This is a genomic window from Treponema sp. UBA7570, assembly GCA_002477955.1.
Taxonomy (GTDB): Bacteria; Spirochaetota; Spirochaetia; order Treponematales; family Treponemataceae; genus Treponema_D.
Window position 1 is genome coordinate 1,699 of the sequence record DLLE01000030.1, and the last position, 19,230, is coordinate 20,928.

The following is a 19,230-nucleotide window of genomic DNA, read 5'->3' on the forward strand; positions in this document are numbered from 1 at the left end:
GAGCGGAGCGAAGGAGGACTTGCAGTAAGAGCCGGTTTGAGAGCAAATTGCGCTCCAAAGTCTCAAAAAAATTTTAAATCTCTATTGGTTTTTGATTTTTTTGCCGAAACTCTAATTGAATAGCCTTTTTTGGCCGCTTTTCTTTCGAGGTAATTTATGAAAACAATCGGTATTAAACTTGCAGACGGTTCTTTTTATCCAATTCTTGAAGAGGGAACTGCAAAAACTTACCAGCTCGATTTAACAACTGTAAAAGACGGACAGACTAAAGTTCAGATTGACTTGTACCGTTCTGAAAGTGGTTCAATGGAAGACGCTCAATACGTTGATACTCTGGAAGTTTCTAATCTTGTTCCGCATCCAAATGGCGAAGCTGACCTGCACCTTTCTGTTTCCTTGAACGAAAATAATGAGCTCGATGCAAAAGTGATTGATGAAGAAACTGGCCGTCAAAGCGAAACAAGCGTTACTCTCGTAAGCAGAACGCTCGCTGAACGCGCAAATCCTGCCAATTTTGAACTTTCAGAAGAACAAAAAGACAGCGCCGAGCAAGCAAAAATTGATGAAATTCCGGAAATTGCTGCCGGGCTTGACGAACCGACTTTTGCTGAAGATGATTTTGCGGCAGAAACTGTCGAAGATTCAGATTTTTCGGAATCCGAAGAAAGCGGCCGCTCTGAAAAACCGGAAGAACTCGAATTTGAAACCGTTCCGTTCAGTTTTGACAGCGAACTCGAAAACGATGTTGCGGAAGTCGATCCTGATTCTAAAAACGATGAGCCTCAGGCGGAAGGTTTTAAGGCTGAAGATGAACCGGATTTTGACGCAAAAGCGGCCGCTCCAGCCGAAGAAAAAACAGAAACCGAACAGAACGCCGGAATTGCTCCGAGCCCGGACGAAACTGTTTTTGAACCGGAAAACAACGCTTTAGATGCCGAGCAAAATAAAGCGGACGACAGCAATATTGTTTCCGAAGATTTTGAAATTCCTGACTTTCCAGAAAATTCTGAAAAAACTAAAGAGGCAGATAGTTTTGACGCTGCGGACAATTTTGAACTGCCAGAATTTCCAGAAGACAATTTGGATTCCAAAACTGACGACGATTTTTCCGGTTTGAAGGATGATGATTTTGCAGATTTGAAAAATGACAATTTTTCTGACTTGAAATCAGAAGACTTTGAGCTTCCAGATTTTGACGAAACTGTTGCTGACAGCAACACAGAAAAAAAACAGGAAAATGAAAATTCGGCAAAACCTGAGGGTTTGAACGGATATTTTGATGATCCCGCCTTTAAAAACGATCCTGTTTTTAACGAGACAAATCTTGATTCAACCAACAACGAAATCGATTTTGACACTTCGGCTTTGGATTCTCCAGATAGTTCTGCTAGTCCGGCAATGGATTTTTCTGATCTTTACGACAAAGAAACTTTAGACGGGAAAAACAATTCTTATAACGATGAAGAAGAAACTAAAAAGAAAACCCGCGTTCCTGTAATTATCTGCGTTGTATGCGCAATAATTTGTGTAATTGCAACCTTGCTTATTCTTTTTGTGGTTCCTTCAAAATACAACTTGCTCAAAAACCACAAAGAAAAAGAGCCAATTGAAGTTTTGTCGGAAAATAATTCTCAAACAGAGAATTCCGATATTCAACCGGAGGACATTCAGAACAAAGAAATTGCAGCAGAACCTAAACCTGCTCCAGAAGCGGTCGAAGACACTGTCGTAGTTGCTCCTGAACCGGAAGCTGTTGTTCCTGTTCCTCCAGCTCCGAAAACTGCCGAAAAAGCAAAAGACATAAAATACAGAATCCGCTGGGGCGACACTTTGTGGGATATTTCAGATGCCTATTACAAAAATCCATGGCGGTATAAAAAAATCGCAAGATATAATAAAATCAAGAATCCTGACCTGATTATTTCTGGCACAGATATTTTAATTCCGGTTGAATAAGTCGAGCGCAAACTTGAATAAATCGAAATTTTCAAGCCATCGGTCTGTGCTGGTGGCTTTTTTATGTCTTACACTTTTTTCCTCTTGCAAAGATTCCCGCGCATCGTCCTTAAAAAAGCAGTTTGGCAAAAATGACGCTTATTTTATGGCTTTAAAAGCGCTTGAACAAAATGATGAAAAAAACGCCATCCGCCTTTTTAAGGAAAGCACAAAAAAATCAAACCCGAAAATTGCCCGTCTTTCCGCAGAAAATTTAACCTTGCTCGGAAACGTGACAGAGCGAAACCATGCAGCAAAAATTCTCGAAGCAAAATACGGCGATGACCAGGCTCTTCTTACAAGCGCAAAAATTTTCTTTGAGCAGAATGAATTTTCTCGCATAATTTCATCAACTTCAAAAATAAAACTGCAAACCGCCCCGGAAAAACTCGTTGAACTCAGGCTCAAAAGTCTGCTCAAAAAAAAAGACGCCCGCCTAAAAAATGAGCTTTTTGAATGGTTTACTTCGCGGCCGCTCACTCAGACGCATATAACTTTTTATGGCGAATACTTAAAATCTCTCAGAAATTCTTCAAAAACCGAGAATATTTTAAATTCCGCAAAAACCCAGGATTTGCCGCAAGATATTCAGATTATGAATTTTAGAATTTTGGTTTTTAACAGAAATTATGCGACTGCATTCAACGAAATCCAAAACATTCTAAATCTCTACAAAAATCAAAATTCTGAGCCGCATTATCAGATTTTGAGCGATATTGGAAAAGCAGCTCTTTACGGCACGGGCGACTTTAAGACAAGCGCGCAGTATTTTGAATCGCTTGCATCAGATTTTGTTTTGCAAGCAAGAAAACTTTTATCTCAAGCCGAAACGCAAAATTCTGCACAAAGCCTTTACGAACTTGCATACTGCGCATATTTTTACGCAGCCAGGCTTTACGACAGAGCTGGACGTTTCCAAGAAAAAGCTGCCCAGCGTTTTAAATCCGCTCTCGACTGCACAACCGACAACGAACGGTTCGACAACGCGCTTTGGTACCTTTTGAATATGCAGCTTAGAATATCGACCGACGAAATAATATCAACCTTAAAAAAATATTCTGAACGGATTTACAACAGAGCCTGGTTTGACGATTTTTTTGACAATTTTTCAGTTCTCCTTTTAAGACACGAAAAATGGCAGGATTTTTACAACGTCTGGAAACTTATTGACAGCCACGCTTCAGAAGAAACCGCCTGCAAATACGCATACATTTCCGGCAGAATTTTAGAAGAAGGCTACGGCGAAACTGACGGCGCTCCAAAAACAAAAGAAGCCGTTGCCGCCTACACCCGCGTTTTGAGCGGGAATTCAAGCCTTTACTACAAAGTCTGCGCAATCGAGAGAATGAACATTGTAGACAAAACCTATGTGACAGACATTTTATGTTCCGGCGGAACCGAAAAAACTTTTACAGAAGACAAGGACTCTCAAGTTTTGCTCGCAGGCTACGCCGCCTACGGCTTTCCTCAAAAAATTTATCCACAGTGGCTAAAAGACAGAACCGTTTTGAGCATGGACGCAAACATTCAGGCAAGCCGTTTTTTAAACGAATGTGGAAAATTTGACAGCAGTTATTCCGTTCAAAGCCTAAGAATCGCCGCCAGAACAAAAACTTTTTGGTCAGGAAAAATTCCTTACGAACTTTTAGAATTAAATTTTCCAAGATTTTATTCAAATTTTGTCGAAGCCGCCTGTGCCGAAAACAAAATTTCAGAGCCAGTTTTGTACGCTTTAATCCGAAGCGAAAGTTTTTTTGACGAAAAAGCAGGAAGCTCAGCAGGAGCACGCGGTTTAACCCAGCTTATGCCTTCGACCGCCGCAGACGAAGCCCGAAAACTAAAATTGCCTGCAGATTACAACATTCTTGACCCTCAGACAAATATTCGCCTTGGAAGCCATTATTTTGCAAACCTTATTGAACGCTCAGAAAATAAATCAATCCTCTCCGCGCTTTTTGCATACAATGCAGGACTCACAAATGTCCGCCGCTGGAAACGCCCTCCAAAAATGAGCATGGATTTGTTTTTAGAAACGCTTCCATTCCAGGAAACACGCGAATACGGCCGAAAACTCATCGGAGCCGCCGCAATGTACGGATTTTTGTACTACGAAATCACTCCGGCACAAACCGTAAGAGAACTTTTTAAGTAAGGGGCCATTTTTGCTTCGCAAAAACCGGGTCTTGCGCACTTACGCGTCTACGCGCTCCATCATTTTGCTGCGCAAAACGACGCCTTTGGCGGTGCTCCAGCCCCTTGTCCGTTATTTTGCACAATCTTCATCAATTCACTATAATAAAAAACCGAGGTAAATTATGCAAAATCCATTGGCTGGCGTTCTTCCTGCGCAAATGCACTTTCTAAACTTGCAGGGCGGTCAAATCGTATTCCTTTTAGGATTGATGATTTTTTTTGGTTCCTTTGGCGGAAGACTTTTTCAAAAACTCAAAATTCCGCAGGTTGTCGGTTACATCGTAATCGGAATCATAATCGGTTCCTCTGGATTTAAAATTCTCGGAGATAAACTTATAAATTCTCTCGATCCAATCAACACAATCGCACTTTCGCTTATCGGTTTTTTGGTCGGCGCAGAGCTCAAAATTGACGTTATAAAAAAATACGGCAAGCAGTTCATCGGGATTCTTCTCGGAGAAACAACTGTTCCGTTTTTTGTCGTTGCAGTTCTCGTAGGAGGCGCAACTTTTATAATTACAAAAAATGCAACTTATTCTCTCAGCCTTGGACTTTTGCTCGGCGCAATCTGTACGGCAACAGCTCCGGCAGCAACAACCGATGTTCTTAAAGAATACAGAACAAAAGGTCCTGTAACAACGACAACACTCGGCATTGTTGCAATGGACGACGGTTTTGCCCTTATTGCATACACAATCGCAACCGCAATAGCCTCCCCTCTCCTCGAAGGACGTTCAATTCCAGTTTTCGCACAGCTGGGTTCAATTGCTTTTGAAATTTTCGGTTCAATCGCATTGGGACTTATAATCGGATTTATTCTTACAAAAATCATTACAGGAATGATGAGCGACGACGCCAGGGTTTTGGGCTTCAGTCTTGGACTTTTGTTCCTTTCGACAGGAATCTGCTCTCTCGCCCACTTTACCGCTGGACCTGTTTTGTTAAAATTTGACCACATTATGGCGGCAATGACAATCGGCTTTTACGTTACGAACTTTTCGCTTCCAAAAGTCAAAAATATGTTCAAGCTTGTAGACAAATACACTCCGCCTATTTATGTCCTTTTCTTTGTAAACGTAGGCGCAAAACTCAACGTCTGGCAGTTAAAACCGCTTTTTATCTTAATCGCGATTCTCTACATTGGAGGAAGAACATTAGGAAAAACAATCGGTTCAAAACTCGGAGCGCATATTACAAAAGCTCCAGATACAGTCCGCAAATATCTTCCGTACTGTCTTTTGAGCCAAGCTGGAGTTGCAATCGGTTTAAGCACATCGGCAGGCCGTGATTTTGCAGATACAATCGGCGGCGAAATAATGCTGATTATTACGGCAACAACATTTATCGTTCAGATAATCGGGCCAATCTGTGTCCGCTACGGAATCACAAAAGCCGGAGAAGCCGGCTTGGATGTGACGGCCGAAGATTTAATAAAGACGACTTTTGTAAAAGACGTAGAAGTTGACGGCGAAAAAATCTGTTCACCAGACAATTATGCGATTGTAAACGAAACTGACATGGTCGGACAAATCATCAATTCATTCAGCCAACATTCAAATATGAATTATGCAGTCCGCGGTTCAGACGGAAAAATTGCCGGCCAGATAAGCATTGAGCACATAAAAGAAGCCATGCAAATCGGCGAAATGGGAAGCTATATGCTTTCGATGGATATTATGGACAAACCGGCTCTAACCTGCACTCCGGATACTCCGCTTCCAGAGACATATAAACTTTTTGATGACTACGACACTGATGCAATCAGCATTGTGGATAAAGACGGAAAGCCTCTCGGAATTCTGGAAAAATATGCCGTAGACCATTATCTGCACCAGAGAATTGTTGCGCTTGAGCACAAGCTCGCGGCAATGGCATAGAAAATCGTTTTTTATAACAACATGTAAAATTAAAATACGGACAAAAAAGAGGCATCCTTTGGCTCACCGTTAACGCGGAGTTTAAAATGAATAATAAAGTAGACATAAAATGCGTATATCTTAATGAGAAATTTGAAATTCTCGATGCAAACCGTGAATTTTATGTCTATTTTGATGCCGTAGGCCACGACATAAAGACAGTCGATGATTTTACTGGAACAGGCAGTTTAAGTTCACTAAAAAAGTTTCTTCTTTCAGAAAATAAGCAGAACAAATACAAGCTTTTAAAATTCAAAAAAAATTATCGCACCTTAAAAACAAATTTTGTTACGGCATACGACAGCATTTTTAAAGGACAAAAATCCGTCTGTCTCAAAATGATTGATATTGAACAGTGCATAAAATTCATAAAAAAACAAAATAACGACACAGACGAACTTGTTTATGCGCTAAGCATTCAAAACGACTGCACTTTTTCTTATCATGAAAATGACAATTCTATAAAAATTACGCAATTTTACAACAATAAAAAAAATGTCCTTTACGAATGTGATATTGATGAATGGAAAAAATACTGTCTTGAGCAAAAATTTATTCCAGAAAATCAAGAATCGGCCTTTTTAAATTTTATTGAAAAAGTAAAAACCTGTCCAAAAGAAATAAATGCAAGTTTTTACACTTCAATCCGCACAAATAACCCGGAAATTCTCGAAAACCTTCATTTTTTGGGAATTCGTTTTGTTTCTAACGGGGAATTGACGGTTATAGGAAGAATTATCCTTAAAGAAAATGCCGAACAATTCCGCCAGCAAAAATACGTTATTGAGCAGCTGCACACAGATTCTCTCACAAAACTTTTTAACAAAGAAACAATTACAACGTATGCAAAAAGAATTTTTGAAGAGCACAAAAAAGAAAATTCAGCGCTTGTAATTATGGATCTAGACCATTTTAAATCTGTAAACGACACTTTTGGACATTTGGCAGGCGACAAGGTTCTTTCGAGAACTGGAGAAATTCTAAAAGAAATAATAGGTGAACGAGGTCTTGTGGGCCGTTATGGTGGAGATGAATTTTTAATTGTTTCTTACGGAATGGAAAATGAAACGATTTTACGCGGTTTTTTACATTCGATCCTCTTAAAAATCAAAAATGAATTTGCTGGAAAATTCGACGATATTTCAATTTCCTGTTCGATTGGCTGCGCAGTTTTTCCTAAAAACGGAAAATCTTACAATGAACTTTTTAAAAAGGCGGATTTTGGACTTTATCGGGCAAAAGACAAAGGCCGGAACAGATATGTATTTTTCCGCAACGACTTGCATGCAGAACTTTTCCGAAAATCTGTTCAAGCAAACGATATTGTAAAATATGCTGACCGCGAAGTTCAGGAATTAAAATACATGGCAGAATTTATGCAGGATATTGTGGTTGCTCCAAAAAAGACTGTTGAAAGAATTTTAATTCACTTAAAAGAAACATTTAATCTGGACAACATAACAGTTTTTACCGGAGATGATTTAAAGGCCAAATTTTCTCTCGGAAAAAAACTTGTTAATCATCAAAACGCAAATTACGCAAAAAGCAACGAATTTAAAAAGCTCCTCAATGGCAAGAATTATTTTACAAACAGTTTTATTGAAAGCACACTTAAAAACAATTCAAATTTCAGACAGGAAATGGAACTTTCCGGCATAAAATCTACAGCGCAATGCATTTTAGGAACAAGCGAAAACATAAAGGCTCTTATAACTTTTAATCACACCAAAATTTCGCAGTTATGGGCAGAGTACGAAATAAACTGCATTGCAATATTTGCCAGCGCATTAAATCTTTTGTATAATAGTAACCCACAAAAAATAATCTTTTAAGGAAAAATCATGAAAATCGAAAAGAATAAAATGGTAAAAATCCATTACACTCTCAAAGACGACGATGGAAACATAATCGATTCTTCTGAAGGAAAAGAAGCTCTTGAATATTTGCACGGAGTAGGAATGCTTATTCCTGGAATGGAACGTGAGCTTGAAAACCGCGAAAAGGGCGACAAATTTTCCGCAATAATTGAGCCAAAAGACGGTTATGGCGAATACAGACAGGAATATGTCGTAGAAGTTCCACGCGACCGTTTTGACACAAGCGTAGAAATCGAAGTTGGTCAAAAATTTCAGGCAGACACTCCAACCGGGGCAATGCTCGTTACAGTTACAAAAGTTACGCCAGAAAATATTACAATCGATTCAAACCATGAGCTTGCCGGCAAAAACTTGCATTTTGATGTTGAAGTTGTTGACGTTCGCGATGCAACTGAAGAAGAAATTGCTCCATACACAGCAGAAGGTTGTGGTGGCTGCGGCGGAAGTTGCGGTGGTTGTGGCGGCGGATGCAGCAACGGTGGCTGCGAAAATTGTGGCGGCTGCGAAGAATAGTTTCTAAGCCTTTATTCTGTTTTTGAAAGCGACTCTATAATCGAGTCGCGGTTTTCGTTTTTTGGCGCATTTTTCATATCAACAGAAATATTGCAGCTTGAACGATAAATTTTCTGCCGTTCAACATAAAATCTATGAAAACTTTCCCGTACATCGTTTATTGTGCGCGGATTTTCTTTTGCAATGTATGCTGGAAGATTAGAAAGTTTTCCATCTACATCAATTTTTACTTCCTTTACAATGCGGTTTGCAGCTATATGTTCATCGGCATTCAAAAAAACAAGAATTCCAATTTCACTTAAAATTTTTATTGCTTCGGCATTATTGCAAATTCCGCCGCCAGTTGCTGCGACAGCAATGTATTTTTTTGAATTTTCAGTCTGCTGAATTTTTTCAAGGCGGTTTTTTAATTCAAGACACGCGTTTTTTTCTGCAGTTTTAAAACCTTCTTCTCCAAGTTCTGTGTAAATTTGGCGTGGAGTTTTTCCAGTTAATTCAAAAATCAAATCATCTGTATCAAAAGAAGGAATTTTAAAATATTCTGACAAAAAATTTGCCTGTGTTGATTTTCCGCAATGTTTTATTCCCATTAAAACTATACATTTTTTCATAACTTTATTACCTTATATCAAAAAAATTGCAATTTTTAAGGTTTATTATTATATTTTTATTATATTACAGAAAATATTCTGTTGATATAGAAACGTTGAATAAAATTTCTGTCTAAAAGGTCAGTTTTTTTATCTAGAAGTTTGCGTTGCAAATTTTTTATCAAATTTTGTTTCACATTTTGTTGCGAAACAACTTAAAAAGCCAAACTGAAGAAGGCTTTTACAGGAGCATTTATGTCTGAAGAAAATAAAAAATCGTCTTTTAAAATTTTCGCGGTTATTGCAGTTGTCGTTATTGTTTTGGGCATCATTTATAAATTTACTATCGGAACTTACAATAAAATTGTCGATTTGGACGAAAATGTTTCTAGCGCCTGGAGCCAGGTCGAAAACCAGTATCAGCGAAGACTCGATCTTATTCCAAACCTTGTAAATTCTGTAAAAGCCTATGCAAAACACGAAGACTCTCTTTTTACACAGCTTGCAGAAGCACGTTCAAAGCTCGGAGGAGTTGTAAATATCGACGCTTCGATTACAAACGATCCTCAAAAATTTGCAGAATATCAAAAAATTCAAGGTGAATTAAGTTCTGGATTGCAAAGATTGATGGCGATTTCCGAAAATTATCCTGAATTAAAAGCAAATCAGAATTTTCTTGCCCTGCAGGATGAACTTGCCGGAACAGAAAACAGAATCTCTACCGAAAGAAAACGATTTAACGATTCTGCAAAAAATTACAATTCTTATATCCGAAAATTTCCGCAAAGTATTATTGCCGAAAGAAAAGGTTTTGAGAAAAAAGCATATTTTGAAGCCGATTCAACTGCCTCAAAAGCGCCTGTCGTTCAGTTTTAAGATAAAATAGATTCGAGAACTTGGAAAATGAATAGAAAAAACTTAAAGTCCTTTTTGTTTATTTTTGCGTTTTTTTTGCCTATTTCGCTTTTTGCAGAAGTTTATATTCCTAAACAAACTGCCTGGGTTATGGACAGCGCAAATATCATCGACAAAAATACAAAATCCGAACTCAATTCTTATCTCGAAAGCGTAAACCGGCAGACTGGCGTTCAAATTGCGGTTTTTACAGTAAAATCGCTGGAAAAAGTTGCCGGAACAAACGCGACAATAGAAGATTATGCCTCTGATGTTTTTGAAAAATGGGGCTTGGGTCAAAAAAAAGAAGACAACGGCGTTTTGCTTTTGGTCTGCCTTGACGAGAAAAAAGTAAGAATCGAAGTTGGATACGGACTTGAAGGAGTTTTAACGGACACAAAATGCGGACTTATAATCCGGAATTTTATTGCGCCAGACTTTAAAAAGTTCAACTATTCTGAAGGAATAAAAACAGGCATAAACCTTATCGCAGGCTATGCAACTGGAAACGAAGAAATTAAAAATAAAGTCGATTCTTCTGAAGAAGACGATGATGATATTTTTCCGGCATTGATTCCTTTTGCAATCTGGGTTTTGTTTTTGATTTTTGTAATTTCCAGAAGCGTAATTGATTCTAAAAACGGAAGAAACCGGCGCCCTCCAACCGGCGGATTTTTTATCGGAGGAGGCGGTTTTGGCGGACACGGAGGCTTTGGCGGCGGAAGCGGATTCGGCGGCGGTGGAGGCGGCCGTTCTGGCGGAGGCGGAGCCAGTGGCGGCTGGTAAAACACTTGATTTTTCTTTTTAAGATGAATTTTCCCTCGATATTGAGAATTTACAGTTTTTAAGGTATTCTTTTTCTATGTCTTATGAAGTAACAGCTACCCGACGGCGACCTCAACGTTTTGAAGATCTTGTCGGTCAGGAATTTGTTGCGGAAACTTTCCGTAATGCCATTCAATCTAAAAAAATCGCACATGCCTACCTTTTTTCGGGTCCAAGAGGTTGCGGTAAAACTTCAACCGCACGCATTTTGGCAAAAGCTCTAAACTGTGCTGAAGGTCCGACTGCTTCTCCTTGCGGACATTGTCAGCAGTGTCTTGAAATTACAAAAGGCACTTGTACCGACGTTATCGAGATTGACGGTGCTTCTAACACTTCTGTAAACGATGTAAGACAAATAAAGGATGAAGTTCTTTTTCCGCCACAAAGTTGCCGTTATAAAATCTATATTATTGACGAAGTTCATATGCTCTCGACTTCAGCATTTAACGCGCTTTTAAAAACAATTGAAGAGCCGCCTCCGTATGTTATTTTTATTTTTGCGACAACAGAACTTCAAAAAGTTCCAGCGACAATAAAAAGCCGGTGCCAGCAATTCAATTTTCGTCTGGTACCTGTAGAAAAAGTAAAAGAACAGCTTGCTTTGGCTGCTTCAGAAATTGGAATTCAAGCAGAAGATGAAGCTCTTTATTGGATTGCGCGGGAATCTACAGGTTCAATGCGCGATGCCTACACTCTTTTTGATCAAGTTGCGGCTTTTAGCGGAGATAAAATCACCTACGACAAAATCCGCGACAAACTCGGACTTGTCGGCGTTGACCGTTTGAATGAGATTTTTGAGGATTGCGCTGAAAACAAAACTCAATCTGCGCTCGAAAAACTTGATTCGTTTTTGCAGGCAGGAATTTCGATTGAACAGTTGATTTCAAATGCAACGGATTATTTGCGTTCACTTTTGCTTATAAAAAATGGAATTACAAAAGAGTCGCTTTTGGGACAGAGCGCTGAACGTTTTAGCGCAAAGGTTTTGTCTGCCTGGAATTCGATTCAAATTGAACGAGCTGTAAGCATTTTTCTGCAGCTTTACCGCGACATAAGATATTCGCTCAGTCCGCGTTATGAACTTGAACTTGCGTTCAGCCGTTTGAGCTGGCTCAGTCAGTATGTTTCGCCTGCCGAAGTAAAAATTGCAATCGACAAAACAAAGGCTGTTCTACTGCAAAATGCACAACCATCCAGTCAAGCACAAAATTCTTCTTTGGAAATGACACAAGCTTCTCAACAACAGCCACAAATGCAGTCTCAATCTCAAAAACCAAGAATTTTTATTTCTCCAGAACCAAAGGTGGCTCCACAGACAGAAAACCGGTCTTTTAGCAATGGCGGAGCTGAACCGCCTGATCAAGCAGCGGCTCAGTCAATTGAAAATTTTAGCGATTTTGAAAATTACGCGCCAGAAGGTTCTTACGCTCCTGATGACCTGGGGCTTTCTCAACAGGAAAATTCTGTTCCAAAGCAAAATTCGCAGCCAGCGGGATTTGTCCGCGACATGCAGGCTTTAAAAAAAACGATTCTCTCAGAACTTTCTAAAAGCGAAAAAACTGCAATTCTCGCAACAACGCTTATTCAGACCGCAGAATGGGTTTTGGACGGAAACACTGTAAAAACAACGGTTGCTTCTAATTTTACGCAGTCGCAGCTGCAAAAACAGGCCGCTCAAATTTCTGCAATAATTTCGCAATATTACGGCGAAAATCTGCAATTCAGCGTAAGCATAAAGCAGGCGGCCAAAGAAAACAGTTTGGAAAATGCGCCTTACGAAGTGCAGCTTTTGTGTTCAATTTTTAGGGGGCAGATTGTTTCTAAAGGTGAACGCACTGAGTCGCCTAAACCTGAAAAAAACGAAAAAACTGATGATGAATCAGACGAAAATATTGAAAATTCTAACTTTAATAACGAAATAATAGAGGAAGAAGATGAATCCATTTGATTTGATGAAAAATCTCAAAGATTTACAGGGAACAATGAACCAGATGCGCGAAGACTTGAAAAATTTGAGCGTAACAGGTTCTTCTGGCGGAAATATGGTTCAAGTTACGATGAACGGTCAGCTTGAAATGACCGCAATTAAAATCGACCCGATTGCGGTTGATCCGCGCGATGTAAATATGCTTCAGGATTTGATTGTTTCTGCAAACCATGACGCGCTCGAAAAAGTTCAGGAACTTATAAAACAAAAAGCTGGCCCGCTTATGGGCGGAATGGGCCTGTAATTTTGAATGCAATTGATGAATTAACAGACAGTTTTTCCAGGTTGCCAGGAATAGGCAAAAAAAGCGCCGCCAGACTTGTAAATTATATTTTAAAAGCAGACAATCTGTGGGTAAAAAGGTTTGCAAGTCAAATTGACCATCTTCAAGAAATTATAAAACCGTGCTCAATCTGCGGAAGCTGGACAGAAAATGATCCATGCCCGATTTGTTCCGATCCATTGCGCGACAGAAGCGTTATCTGCGTTGTCGAACAGCCTCAGGACGTAAACACAATCGACTCTTCCCGCGAATTTAACGGTCTTTTTCATGTTTTGGGCGGAGTTATTGCACCGCTTGAAGGAATTGGGCCTTCGCAACTGCGCATTGCAAGCTTGGTAGAACGAGTAAAATCAGGAACAATAAAAGAAGTTATACTTGCGACAAATCCAACTGTCGAAGGCGATACAACCGCAATGTACATTCAGAGAGTTCTTGCGCCAACCGGCGTGAAGGTAACAAGACTTGCAAGCGGTCTTCCAGTCGGTGGCGACCTCGAATACATAGACAAATTAACCTTAGCACGTTCATTCCGTGGAAGAAGTAGTTTTTAAATTTTCTTGGCAAATTCTCAATATTTTTTCTTTTTTTTCTAAAGTCAATTTTTCAAACTCCGATATGTTATATATAGGGTGGTAAACCCGGGGACTACAAGACGTTGCCTACAAAAAGCAAGTCTGTAGTATTTTAACCAGATCTTACAAGGAGGTGTGATAAAAATACATTCGTGCATTTTTATCGCACAAAGCACAAAGTGCTTTGTATCTCGCCGTCCTTGACGATTTTAAGGAGATAAATTATGGTTATTAATCACAACATGAGTGCTCAGTTTGCAAATCGTTCTACAGGACTCACAGAACTCAGCACAACAAAAAACATGGAAAAGCTTTCATCAGGCATGAAAATCAACCGCGCAGGTGACGATGCTTCTGGACTCGCAGTTTCTGAAAAAATGCGCGCACAAATTCGCGGTATGAACCAGGCTTCTACAAACGCTCAGAACGGTATTTCTTTTATTCAGACTACTGAAGGATATTTGCAGGAAACAACTGACATTGTTCAGAGAATTCGTGAACTTGCAGTACAGTCTTCAAACGGAATCTACACAGACGAAGACCGCATGCAGATTCAGGTTGAAGTAAGCCAGCTCGTTGCAGAAGTTGACCGCATCGCTTCTCAGGCTCAGTTCAACGGTATGAATATGCTCACAGGCCGCTTTGCAAAACCAACAGGAGAAAATACAGTTACAGGCTCAATGTGGTTCCACATTGGCGCAAACATGGATCAGAGAACTCAGGTTTTTATTGGAACAATGTCAGCGGCAGCTCTCGGACTCCGCAACATAGGCTCAGAAGAAATCCTTACTCTTGCAGCTCCTGATGATGCTAACCGCGCAATTGGAACTCTCGACGAAGCGCTCAAAAAGATTAACAAACAGCGCGCTGACCTCGGTGCTTACCAGAACCGTCTCGAAAAGACAGTTGTTGGTTTGGACATTGGCGCTGAAAATCTCCAGGCTTCTGAATCTCGCATCCGCGATACAGACATGGCAAAAGAAATGGTTGACTTTACAAAGAACCAGGTTCTTACACAGGCTGGAACAGCTATGCTGGCTCAGGCAAATCAGAGTTCACAGAATGTGCTCAGTTTGCTCCGCTAGGCTTAAAGTTAAAATATCTGGGCAGTCCAAAAAAGTTTTTGATTAGCTTTGGATTGTCCACAGAAAAAACTGTCCTGAAAAGTTTGAAGTTTTTACACTAGACTTTTCGTAAAGGGCAGTTTTTTTATTTATGGCAATTTTTATCAATTTTTTTGGGACCGCAGCAGGCCGGACAGCCGGTTATAATTACGTGTTTTTTGTGGTCGCTGGTTTTATTAAAAAGTCTTGCAATTAAATAGCTTTCTACAGGAACATTTTTTCGGCAAACCGGGCAAATTCTCTGGACGCCGTTTTTTTTGTCCGGATAGCAATGAGGACAGCCTAAAACATACATCCGCTGGTCAGAAACTGTCATGGGTCTAAAAATCCGGCTAAATAAATCTTCGCCAACGGCAAGCGGAGTATTGCACAAAGGGCAACGTACAAAACCCAAACCGCCATTTGCAGTTTTTTGTTTTTTTAAATTTTTGACGGCAGTTTTTTTATTTTGAATTGACAAATTGTTTAAGTAAAGTCCGCGCAGCAAAAAAACAAGAATTGTTGCCACAGAAAAAAGCGCAAGATAAGTAAAAAAATCTTTCATAAAATTATTCTAACATAAAAACAAATCTTTTATCTTCTGAAAAACTTACGCCGGGGTGTAGGCGCGCCGAAGGCGTTCAAAATAAAATCAAACGGATTTTATTTTGAATGACAACGCCGAAACACCGGTTGGACAATAAAATTTCGTCCAAAGTCTGACAAAAATCGTTTTTTTCGCTATAGTGTAAGGACATTCCGAAAAATCTTGTAGCGATTTTTTGAATTTTTTGATTTTATTGAGGATTTTTTATGAAAGCACTTGTTATTGGAAGTGGCGGACGCGAGCACACAATCGCCTGGAAATTAGCACAGAGTTCAAAAATTGAAGAAATTATCTGTGTTCCTGGAAACGGCGGAACTGCCGACGAAGCAAAATGCAAAAATATGAATGGCGATGCTATTGAAATTGCAAAAAATGAAAAAGTTGATTTTGCCGTTGTTGGTCCGGAAGATCCTCTCTCAGAAGGAATCGCTGATAAACTTTGGGCTGCAGGAATTCCGACAGTTGGTCCTAAAAAGCAAGGTGCCGCCCTCGAAGCTTCAAAAGATCTTTCTAAGGTTTTTATGGAAAAATATGGCGTTGCATGCGCCGCTTCAAAAACTTTTACAGATAAAGAAAATGCGCTCGAATATGTTAAAAATCATGGAGCTCCAATCGTTGTAAAAGCTGACGGTCTGGCTGCTGGAAAAGGCGTTGTTGTTGCAAAAACCGTTGACGAAGCCCTCAAAGCCGTAAATGATATGATGGACGGCGAATTTGGCGATGCCGGAAAAAAACTCGTTATCGAAGATTATTTGCAGGGAGTTGAAATTTCGGTTCTTGCGGCTGTAAGCGTTACGGAAAATTCCGCAAAAATAAACAAAGCCTGCATAAAGGCATTTTTGCCAGCCCGCGACCACAAACGACTGCTCGACGGCGCAAAAGGTCCAAATACCGGAGGAATGGGCGCAATCTGTCCTCCACAGGATGTTACTGAACAGACAATGAACGCTTTCCAAAAAAATATTCTTGAGCCAACATTGCGCGGTTTAATCGAAGAAAAAATGGACTACCGCGGATTTATTTTCTTTGGACTTATGCTTACAAAAGATGGTCCAAAAGCTCTTGAATACAATGTTCGCTTAGGAGATCCGGAAACTCAGGCTGTTTTGCCGATGATGGATTTTGATTTTGCCGACCTTTGTCTTGCAATTACAGGAGAAACTCTTTCTGACTTTAACCTTCAATGGAAAAAAGGATTTCAGGTTGCTCCTGTTGCAGTTAGCGGCGGTTATCCTCTTAAATATCCAAAAGGAAAAGAAATTTCTATTGATTCGGCAAAAATAAAAAAGAACGGTGCAAAAGTTTTTGTTGCCGGCGCTGTAAAAAATGAAAACAATGTCCTCGTTACAAGCGGCGGACGCGTTCTTGCCTGCTCGGCCCACGGCTCAAGCTTTGACGAAGCCTGGAAAAAAGCATATTCTGCTCTCGAAGGCATAAAATTTGAAGGAATGTTCTACAGAAAAGACATTGGTCTTCCGGGAGCAGCAGAATCAAATTAAAAAGCAAATTTTTGTAACAAAATAATATAGAATAAAAAAAGACTGGCCTGATAAAGCGTAAAATTTTATCTGGCAGTCTTTTTTTTGTGTTAGCGATGGGAATGGCGCGCCGAAGGCGCGTTCCGGAGCAAGGCGCAGGAATGAGCGCAGCGAACCATGGACGTAGCGACCGAAGGCTTTGCCTTCGGGAACACCCGTTTTTTACTGAACGCTAAAAAGCAAATCTTCGTAACTTGGATAAGGTTTGTATTCCTGGCCCAAAAGCTCTTCGAGCAAATCGCCGCTTGAGCGCAAATCTTCCATTGCAGGAAGGATTTTTTTTGCATAATCCTGGGCTTTTTCCATAAGCTCAGTTTTTTTCTGTGCCTGAATGTGCAGTTCGTCGAGCTTTTGCTTTTTTTGCTCAACTTCGTTCAAAAGAGCAGACACTTTTTTTATCTGATTTTTGCCGTATTCAAACGGAAGGTCTGCCGGCATTTTTGAATATGTGTCCGTAAGTTTGTTCAGAAAATTAAGCGCAGAAGGTTCAATGTCTTTATTTACCATTTCAATCATTGTTCCAACTTCAATGTTTAAAACCTGACAGTATTTTTCAAGTTTTACGTCGTAGTGGCTTTTCATTTCAACTTCGGAATAAATTCCTGTCTGTTCAAAAAGTTCTATGTTTTTTTTGTCCAGATAATGAGCCATGGCGTCAGGAGTTGTGCGGAAATTTTTAAGTCCGCGTTTTTCGGCTTCTTTTATCCATTCTTCGCCGTAACCGTTTCCGTTGAACAAAATTCTCCAGTGAGAGGTAATTTCGCGTTTAATGAGATTTTGAAGTTCTTTGTCAAAATTTTCAGCTTTTTCGAGTTCATCTGCAAATTTTGAGAGGGAATCAGAAAGTATTGCGTTTAATATCGTGTTTGGACCGGAAATTGACAGGTTTGAACCTACTGAGCGGAATTCAAAGCGGTTCCCTGTAAAGGCAAATGGCGAAGTTCTGTTGCGGTCTGTCGAATCCTTTGGAATTGCAGGCAAAACGTCTACGCCAATCGACATTTTTTTGCTTCCGTTTCCAGTGTAAGGCTTGCCGTCCTTAATTGCCTTTAAAATTGCTTCAAGCTCGTCGCCAACGTAAATCGACATGATTGCTGGAGGTGCTTCGTTCGCTCCTAAACGGTGATCGTTTCCGGCACTTGCAACAATCGCGCGCAGCAAATCCTGATGATCATCTACAGCCTTTATAACCGCCGTCAAAAAGAGCAAAAACTGCGCATTTTCCATCGGCGTTGTTCCTGGAGAAAAAAGATTTTCGCCGGAATCGGTAGCAATCGACCAGTTGTTGTGCTTTCCGCTGCCATTTACGCCTTCAAAAGGCTTTTCGTGCAAAAGGCAGATTAAACCGTGACGGCGCGCAACTTTTTTCATAACTTCCATTGTAAGCTGGTTTTGGTCTGCGGCAAGATTTGAAGTTGTAAAAATTGGAGCCATTTCATGCTGAGCTGGAGCGGCTTCGTTGTGTTCGGTTTTTGCGTAAATTCCAAGTTTCCACAATTCTTCGTTCAAATCTTCCATATATTCGATTACGCGCGGCTTAATTGCGGCAAAATACTGGTCGTCCATTTCCTGTCCTTTTACAGGATGAGCACCAAAAAGCGTTCTGCCGGTCATTTTTAAATCGCGTCTTTTGGCATAGAGTTTTTCGTCAACCAAAAAATATTCCTGTTCAGGGCCCATTGTTGTCGTCACATGCTTAGCAGAATTTCCGAAAAGTTTTAAAATCCGGAGGGACTGGCGGTTTAAGCTTTCCATAGAACGCAAAAGCGGAGTTTTTTTGTCGAGGGCTTCGCCGTTGTAAGAGCAAAAAGCGGTTGGAATACAAAGAGTGTGGTCTTTTACAAATGGAAATGAAGTCGGGTCCCAAACTGTGTAACCGCGGGCTTCAAAAGTTGAACGATAACCGCCGCTCGGAAAAGACGAGGCATCTGGTTCACCTTTTATAAGTTCTTTTCCACTAAAACTCATGATAATTTTGCCTTCAGCAGCAGGCGTCAAAAAGCTGTCGTGTTTTTCGGCAGTAATTCCAGTCAAAGGCTGAAACCAGTGCGAATAATGAGTTGCGCCTTTTTCAATCGCCCAGTCTTTCATAGCATTGGCAACTTCGTTTGCAACACCGAGTTCAAGCGGGCAGCCTTCCACCATGGTTTTTTTTAAAGAGGCATAAATATTCGCAGAAAGCCTTTTTTTCATTTCGCTTTCATTAAAAACCATGCACGCAAACATTTCAGGAACGTTAATCATACCACCCTCACTGCCCGCAACCGCGGAACATTTGTAATTTTGCACAAAAGTATATCAATTTTTTGTTTTTATTTAAACTGCACGCAAAAAAAA

At 40.1% G+C, this 19,230-nt stretch carries 15 protein-coding genes; 12 read left to right on the forward strand and 3 right to left on the reverse strand.

Annotated features, from left to right (window positions below; genetic code table 11):
* The first annotated feature begins 156 nt into the window (after positions 1–156).
* The 5 genes from B4N75_RS03450 (at position 157) to B4N75_RS03470 (ending at position 8,494) form a co-directional block, all read left to right on the forward strand.
* Positions 157–1,956: a LysM peptidoglycan-binding domain-containing protein gene (locus B4N75_RS03450; RefSeq protein ID WP_296706579.1), complete on the forward strand. Its 1,800-nt coding sequence runs from the start codon at positions 157–159 to the stop codon at positions 1,954–1,956.
* A 52-nt stretch (positions 1,957–2,008) separates the two neighbouring features.
* Positions 2,009–4,147: a flagellar assembly lytic transglycosylase gene (locus B4N75_RS03455; protein ID WP_414718208.1), complete on the forward strand. Its 2,139-nt coding sequence runs from the start codon at positions 2,009–2,011 to the stop codon at positions 4,145–4,147.
* 163 nt (positions 4,148–4,310) lie between these two features.
* Positions 4,311–6,065: a cation:proton antiporter gene (locus B4N75_RS03460; RefSeq protein WP_296706581.1), complete on the forward strand. Its 1,755-nt coding sequence runs from the start codon at positions 4,311–4,313 to the stop codon at positions 6,063–6,065.
* Positions 6,066–6,151: 86 nt separating this feature from the next.
* Positions 6,152–7,936, forward strand: a complete 1,785-nt coding sequence (locus B4N75_RS03465) for a GGDEF domain-containing protein (protein ID WP_296017667.1) — start codon at positions 6,152–6,154, stop codon at positions 7,934–7,936.
* A gap of 9 nt (positions 7,937–7,945) precedes the next feature.
* Positions 7,946–8,494, forward strand: coding sequence for an FKBP-type peptidyl-prolyl cis-trans isomerase (locus tag B4N75_RS03470; RefSeq protein WP_296017661.1), 549 nt, complete (start codon positions 7,946–7,948; stop codon positions 8,492–8,494).
* Positions 8,495–8,505: 11 nt separating this feature from the next.
* On the opposite strand, the gene B4N75_RS03475 is transcribed toward B4N75_RS03470, so the two are convergent.
* Positions 8,506–9,105: a shikimate kinase gene (locus tag B4N75_RS03475; protein WP_296017656.1), complete on the reverse strand. Its 600-nt coding sequence runs from the start codon at positions 9,103–9,105 to the stop codon at positions 8,506–8,508.
* A gap of 234 nt (positions 9,106–9,339) precedes the next feature.
* Here B4N75_RS03475 and B4N75_RS03480 point away from each other — a divergent pair, with 234 nt between their 5' ends.
* From B4N75_RS03480 to B4N75_RS03505, 6 genes are all read left to right on the forward strand, one after another.
* Positions 9,340–9,960: a LemA family protein gene (locus B4N75_RS03480; RefSeq protein ID WP_296017648.1), complete on the forward strand. Its 621-nt coding sequence runs from the start codon at positions 9,340–9,342 to the stop codon at positions 9,958–9,960.
* Positions 9,961–9,987: 27 nt separating this feature from the next.
* Positions 9,988–10,764 (forward strand): TPM domain-containing protein, encoded by a 777-nt coding sequence (locus tag B4N75_RS03485; protein ID WP_296706582.1) that lies wholly within the window; start codon positions 9,988–9,990, stop codon positions 10,762–10,764.
* Positions 10,765–10,840: 76 nt separating this feature from the next.
* A complete protein-coding gene (dnaX, locus tag B4N75_RS03490; protein ID WP_296666990.1) occupies positions 10,841–12,751 on the forward strand; it encodes a DNA polymerase III subunit gamma/tau in 1,911 nt (636 codons plus the stop codon).
* Positions 12,738–13,034 (forward strand): YbaB/EbfC family nucleoid-associated protein, encoded by a 297-nt coding sequence (locus tag B4N75_RS03495; protein WP_078931019.1) that lies wholly within the window; start codon positions 12,738–12,740, stop codon positions 13,032–13,034. Before dnaX ends, B4N75_RS03495 begins: the two co-directional genes overlap by 14 nt.
* Before the next feature lie 2 nt (positions 13,035–13,036).
* A complete protein-coding gene (gene recR / locus B4N75_RS03500; RefSeq protein WP_288516216.1) occupies positions 13,037–13,624 on the forward strand; it encodes a recombination mediator RecR in 588 nt (195 codons plus the stop codon).
* 245 nt (positions 13,625–13,869) lie between these two features.
* Positions 13,870–14,730, forward strand: coding sequence for a flagellin (locus B4N75_RS03505; RefSeq protein WP_296017626.1), 861 nt, complete (start codon positions 13,870–13,872; stop codon positions 14,728–14,730).
* Between the two features lie 124 nt (positions 14,731–14,854).
* Here the strand turns inward: B4N75_RS03505 and B4N75_RS03510 are convergent, their stop codons facing one another.
* A complete protein-coding gene (locus B4N75_RS03510) occupies positions 14,855–15,313 on the reverse strand; it encodes a hypothetical protein (RefSeq protein ID WP_296706583.1) in 459 nt (152 codons plus the stop codon).
* 248 nt (positions 15,314–15,561) lie between these two features.
* Here B4N75_RS03510 and purD point away from each other — a divergent pair, with 248 nt between their 5' ends.
* Positions 15,562–16,854 carry a phosphoribosylamine--glycine ligase gene (gene purD / locus B4N75_RS03515; RefSeq protein WP_296017615.1) on the forward strand — a complete coding sequence of 431 codons (1,293 nt, stop codon included), beginning with the start codon at positions 15,562–15,564 and terminating at the stop codon, positions 16,852–16,854.
* A 201-nt stretch (positions 16,855–17,055) separates the two neighbouring features.
* On the opposite strand, the gene B4N75_RS03520 is transcribed toward purD, so the two are convergent.
* A complete protein-coding gene (locus tag B4N75_RS03520) occupies positions 17,056–19,137 on the reverse strand; it encodes a glutamine synthetase III (RefSeq protein WP_296706585.1) in 2,082 nt (693 codons plus the stop codon).
* Positions 19,138–19,230: the final 93 nt, after the last annotated feature.

Bases quoted from the DNA above. Each gene is read 5' to 3' on its own strand.
- B4N75_RS03450 (WP_296706579.1), top strand. From the start codon at position 157: ATGAAAACAATCGGTATTAAACTTGCAGACGGTTCTTTTTATCCAATT.
- B4N75_RS03460 (WP_296706581.1), top strand. From the start codon at position 4,311: ATGCAAAATCCATTGGCTGGCGTTCTTCCTGCGCAAATGCACTTTCTA.
- B4N75_RS03465 (WP_296017667.1), top strand. From the start codon at position 6,152: ATGAATAATAAAGTAGACATAAAATGCGTATATCTTAATGAGAAATTT.
- B4N75_RS03470 (WP_296017661.1), top strand. From the start codon at position 7,946: ATGAAAATCGAAAAGAATAAAATGGTAAAAATCCATTACACTCTCAAA.
- B4N75_RS03475 (WP_296017656.1), bottom strand. From the start codon at position 9,105: ATGAAAAAATGTATAGTTTTAATGGGAATAAAACATTGCGGAAAATCA.
- B4N75_RS03480 (WP_296017648.1), top strand. From the start codon at position 9,340: ATGTCTGAAGAAAATAAAAAATCGTCTTTTAAAATTTTCGCGGTTATT.
- B4N75_RS03485 (WP_296706582.1), top strand. From the start codon at position 9,988: ATGAATAGAAAAAACTTAAAGTCCTTTTTGTTTATTTTTGCGTTTTTT.
- dnaX (WP_296666990.1), top strand. From the start codon at position 10,841: ATGTCTTATGAAGTAACAGCTACCCGACGGCGACCTCAACGTTTTGAA.
- B4N75_RS03495 (WP_078931019.1), top strand. From the start codon at position 12,738: ATGAATCCATTTGATTTGATGAAAAATCTCAAAGATTTACAGGGAACA.
- B4N75_RS03505 (WP_296017626.1), top strand. From the start codon at position 13,870: ATGGTTATTAATCACAACATGAGTGCTCAGTTTGCAAATCGTTCTACA.
- B4N75_RS03510 (WP_296706583.1), bottom strand. From the start codon at position 15,313: ATGAAAGATTTTTTTACTTATCTTGCGCTTTTTTCTGTGGCAACAATT.
- purD (WP_296017615.1), top strand. From the start codon at position 15,562: ATGAAAGCACTTGTTATTGGAAGTGGCGGACGCGAGCACACAATCGCC.
- B4N75_RS03520 (WP_296706585.1), bottom strand. From the start codon at position 19,137: ATGATTAACGTTCCTGAAATGTTTGCGTGCATGGTTTTTAATGAAAGC.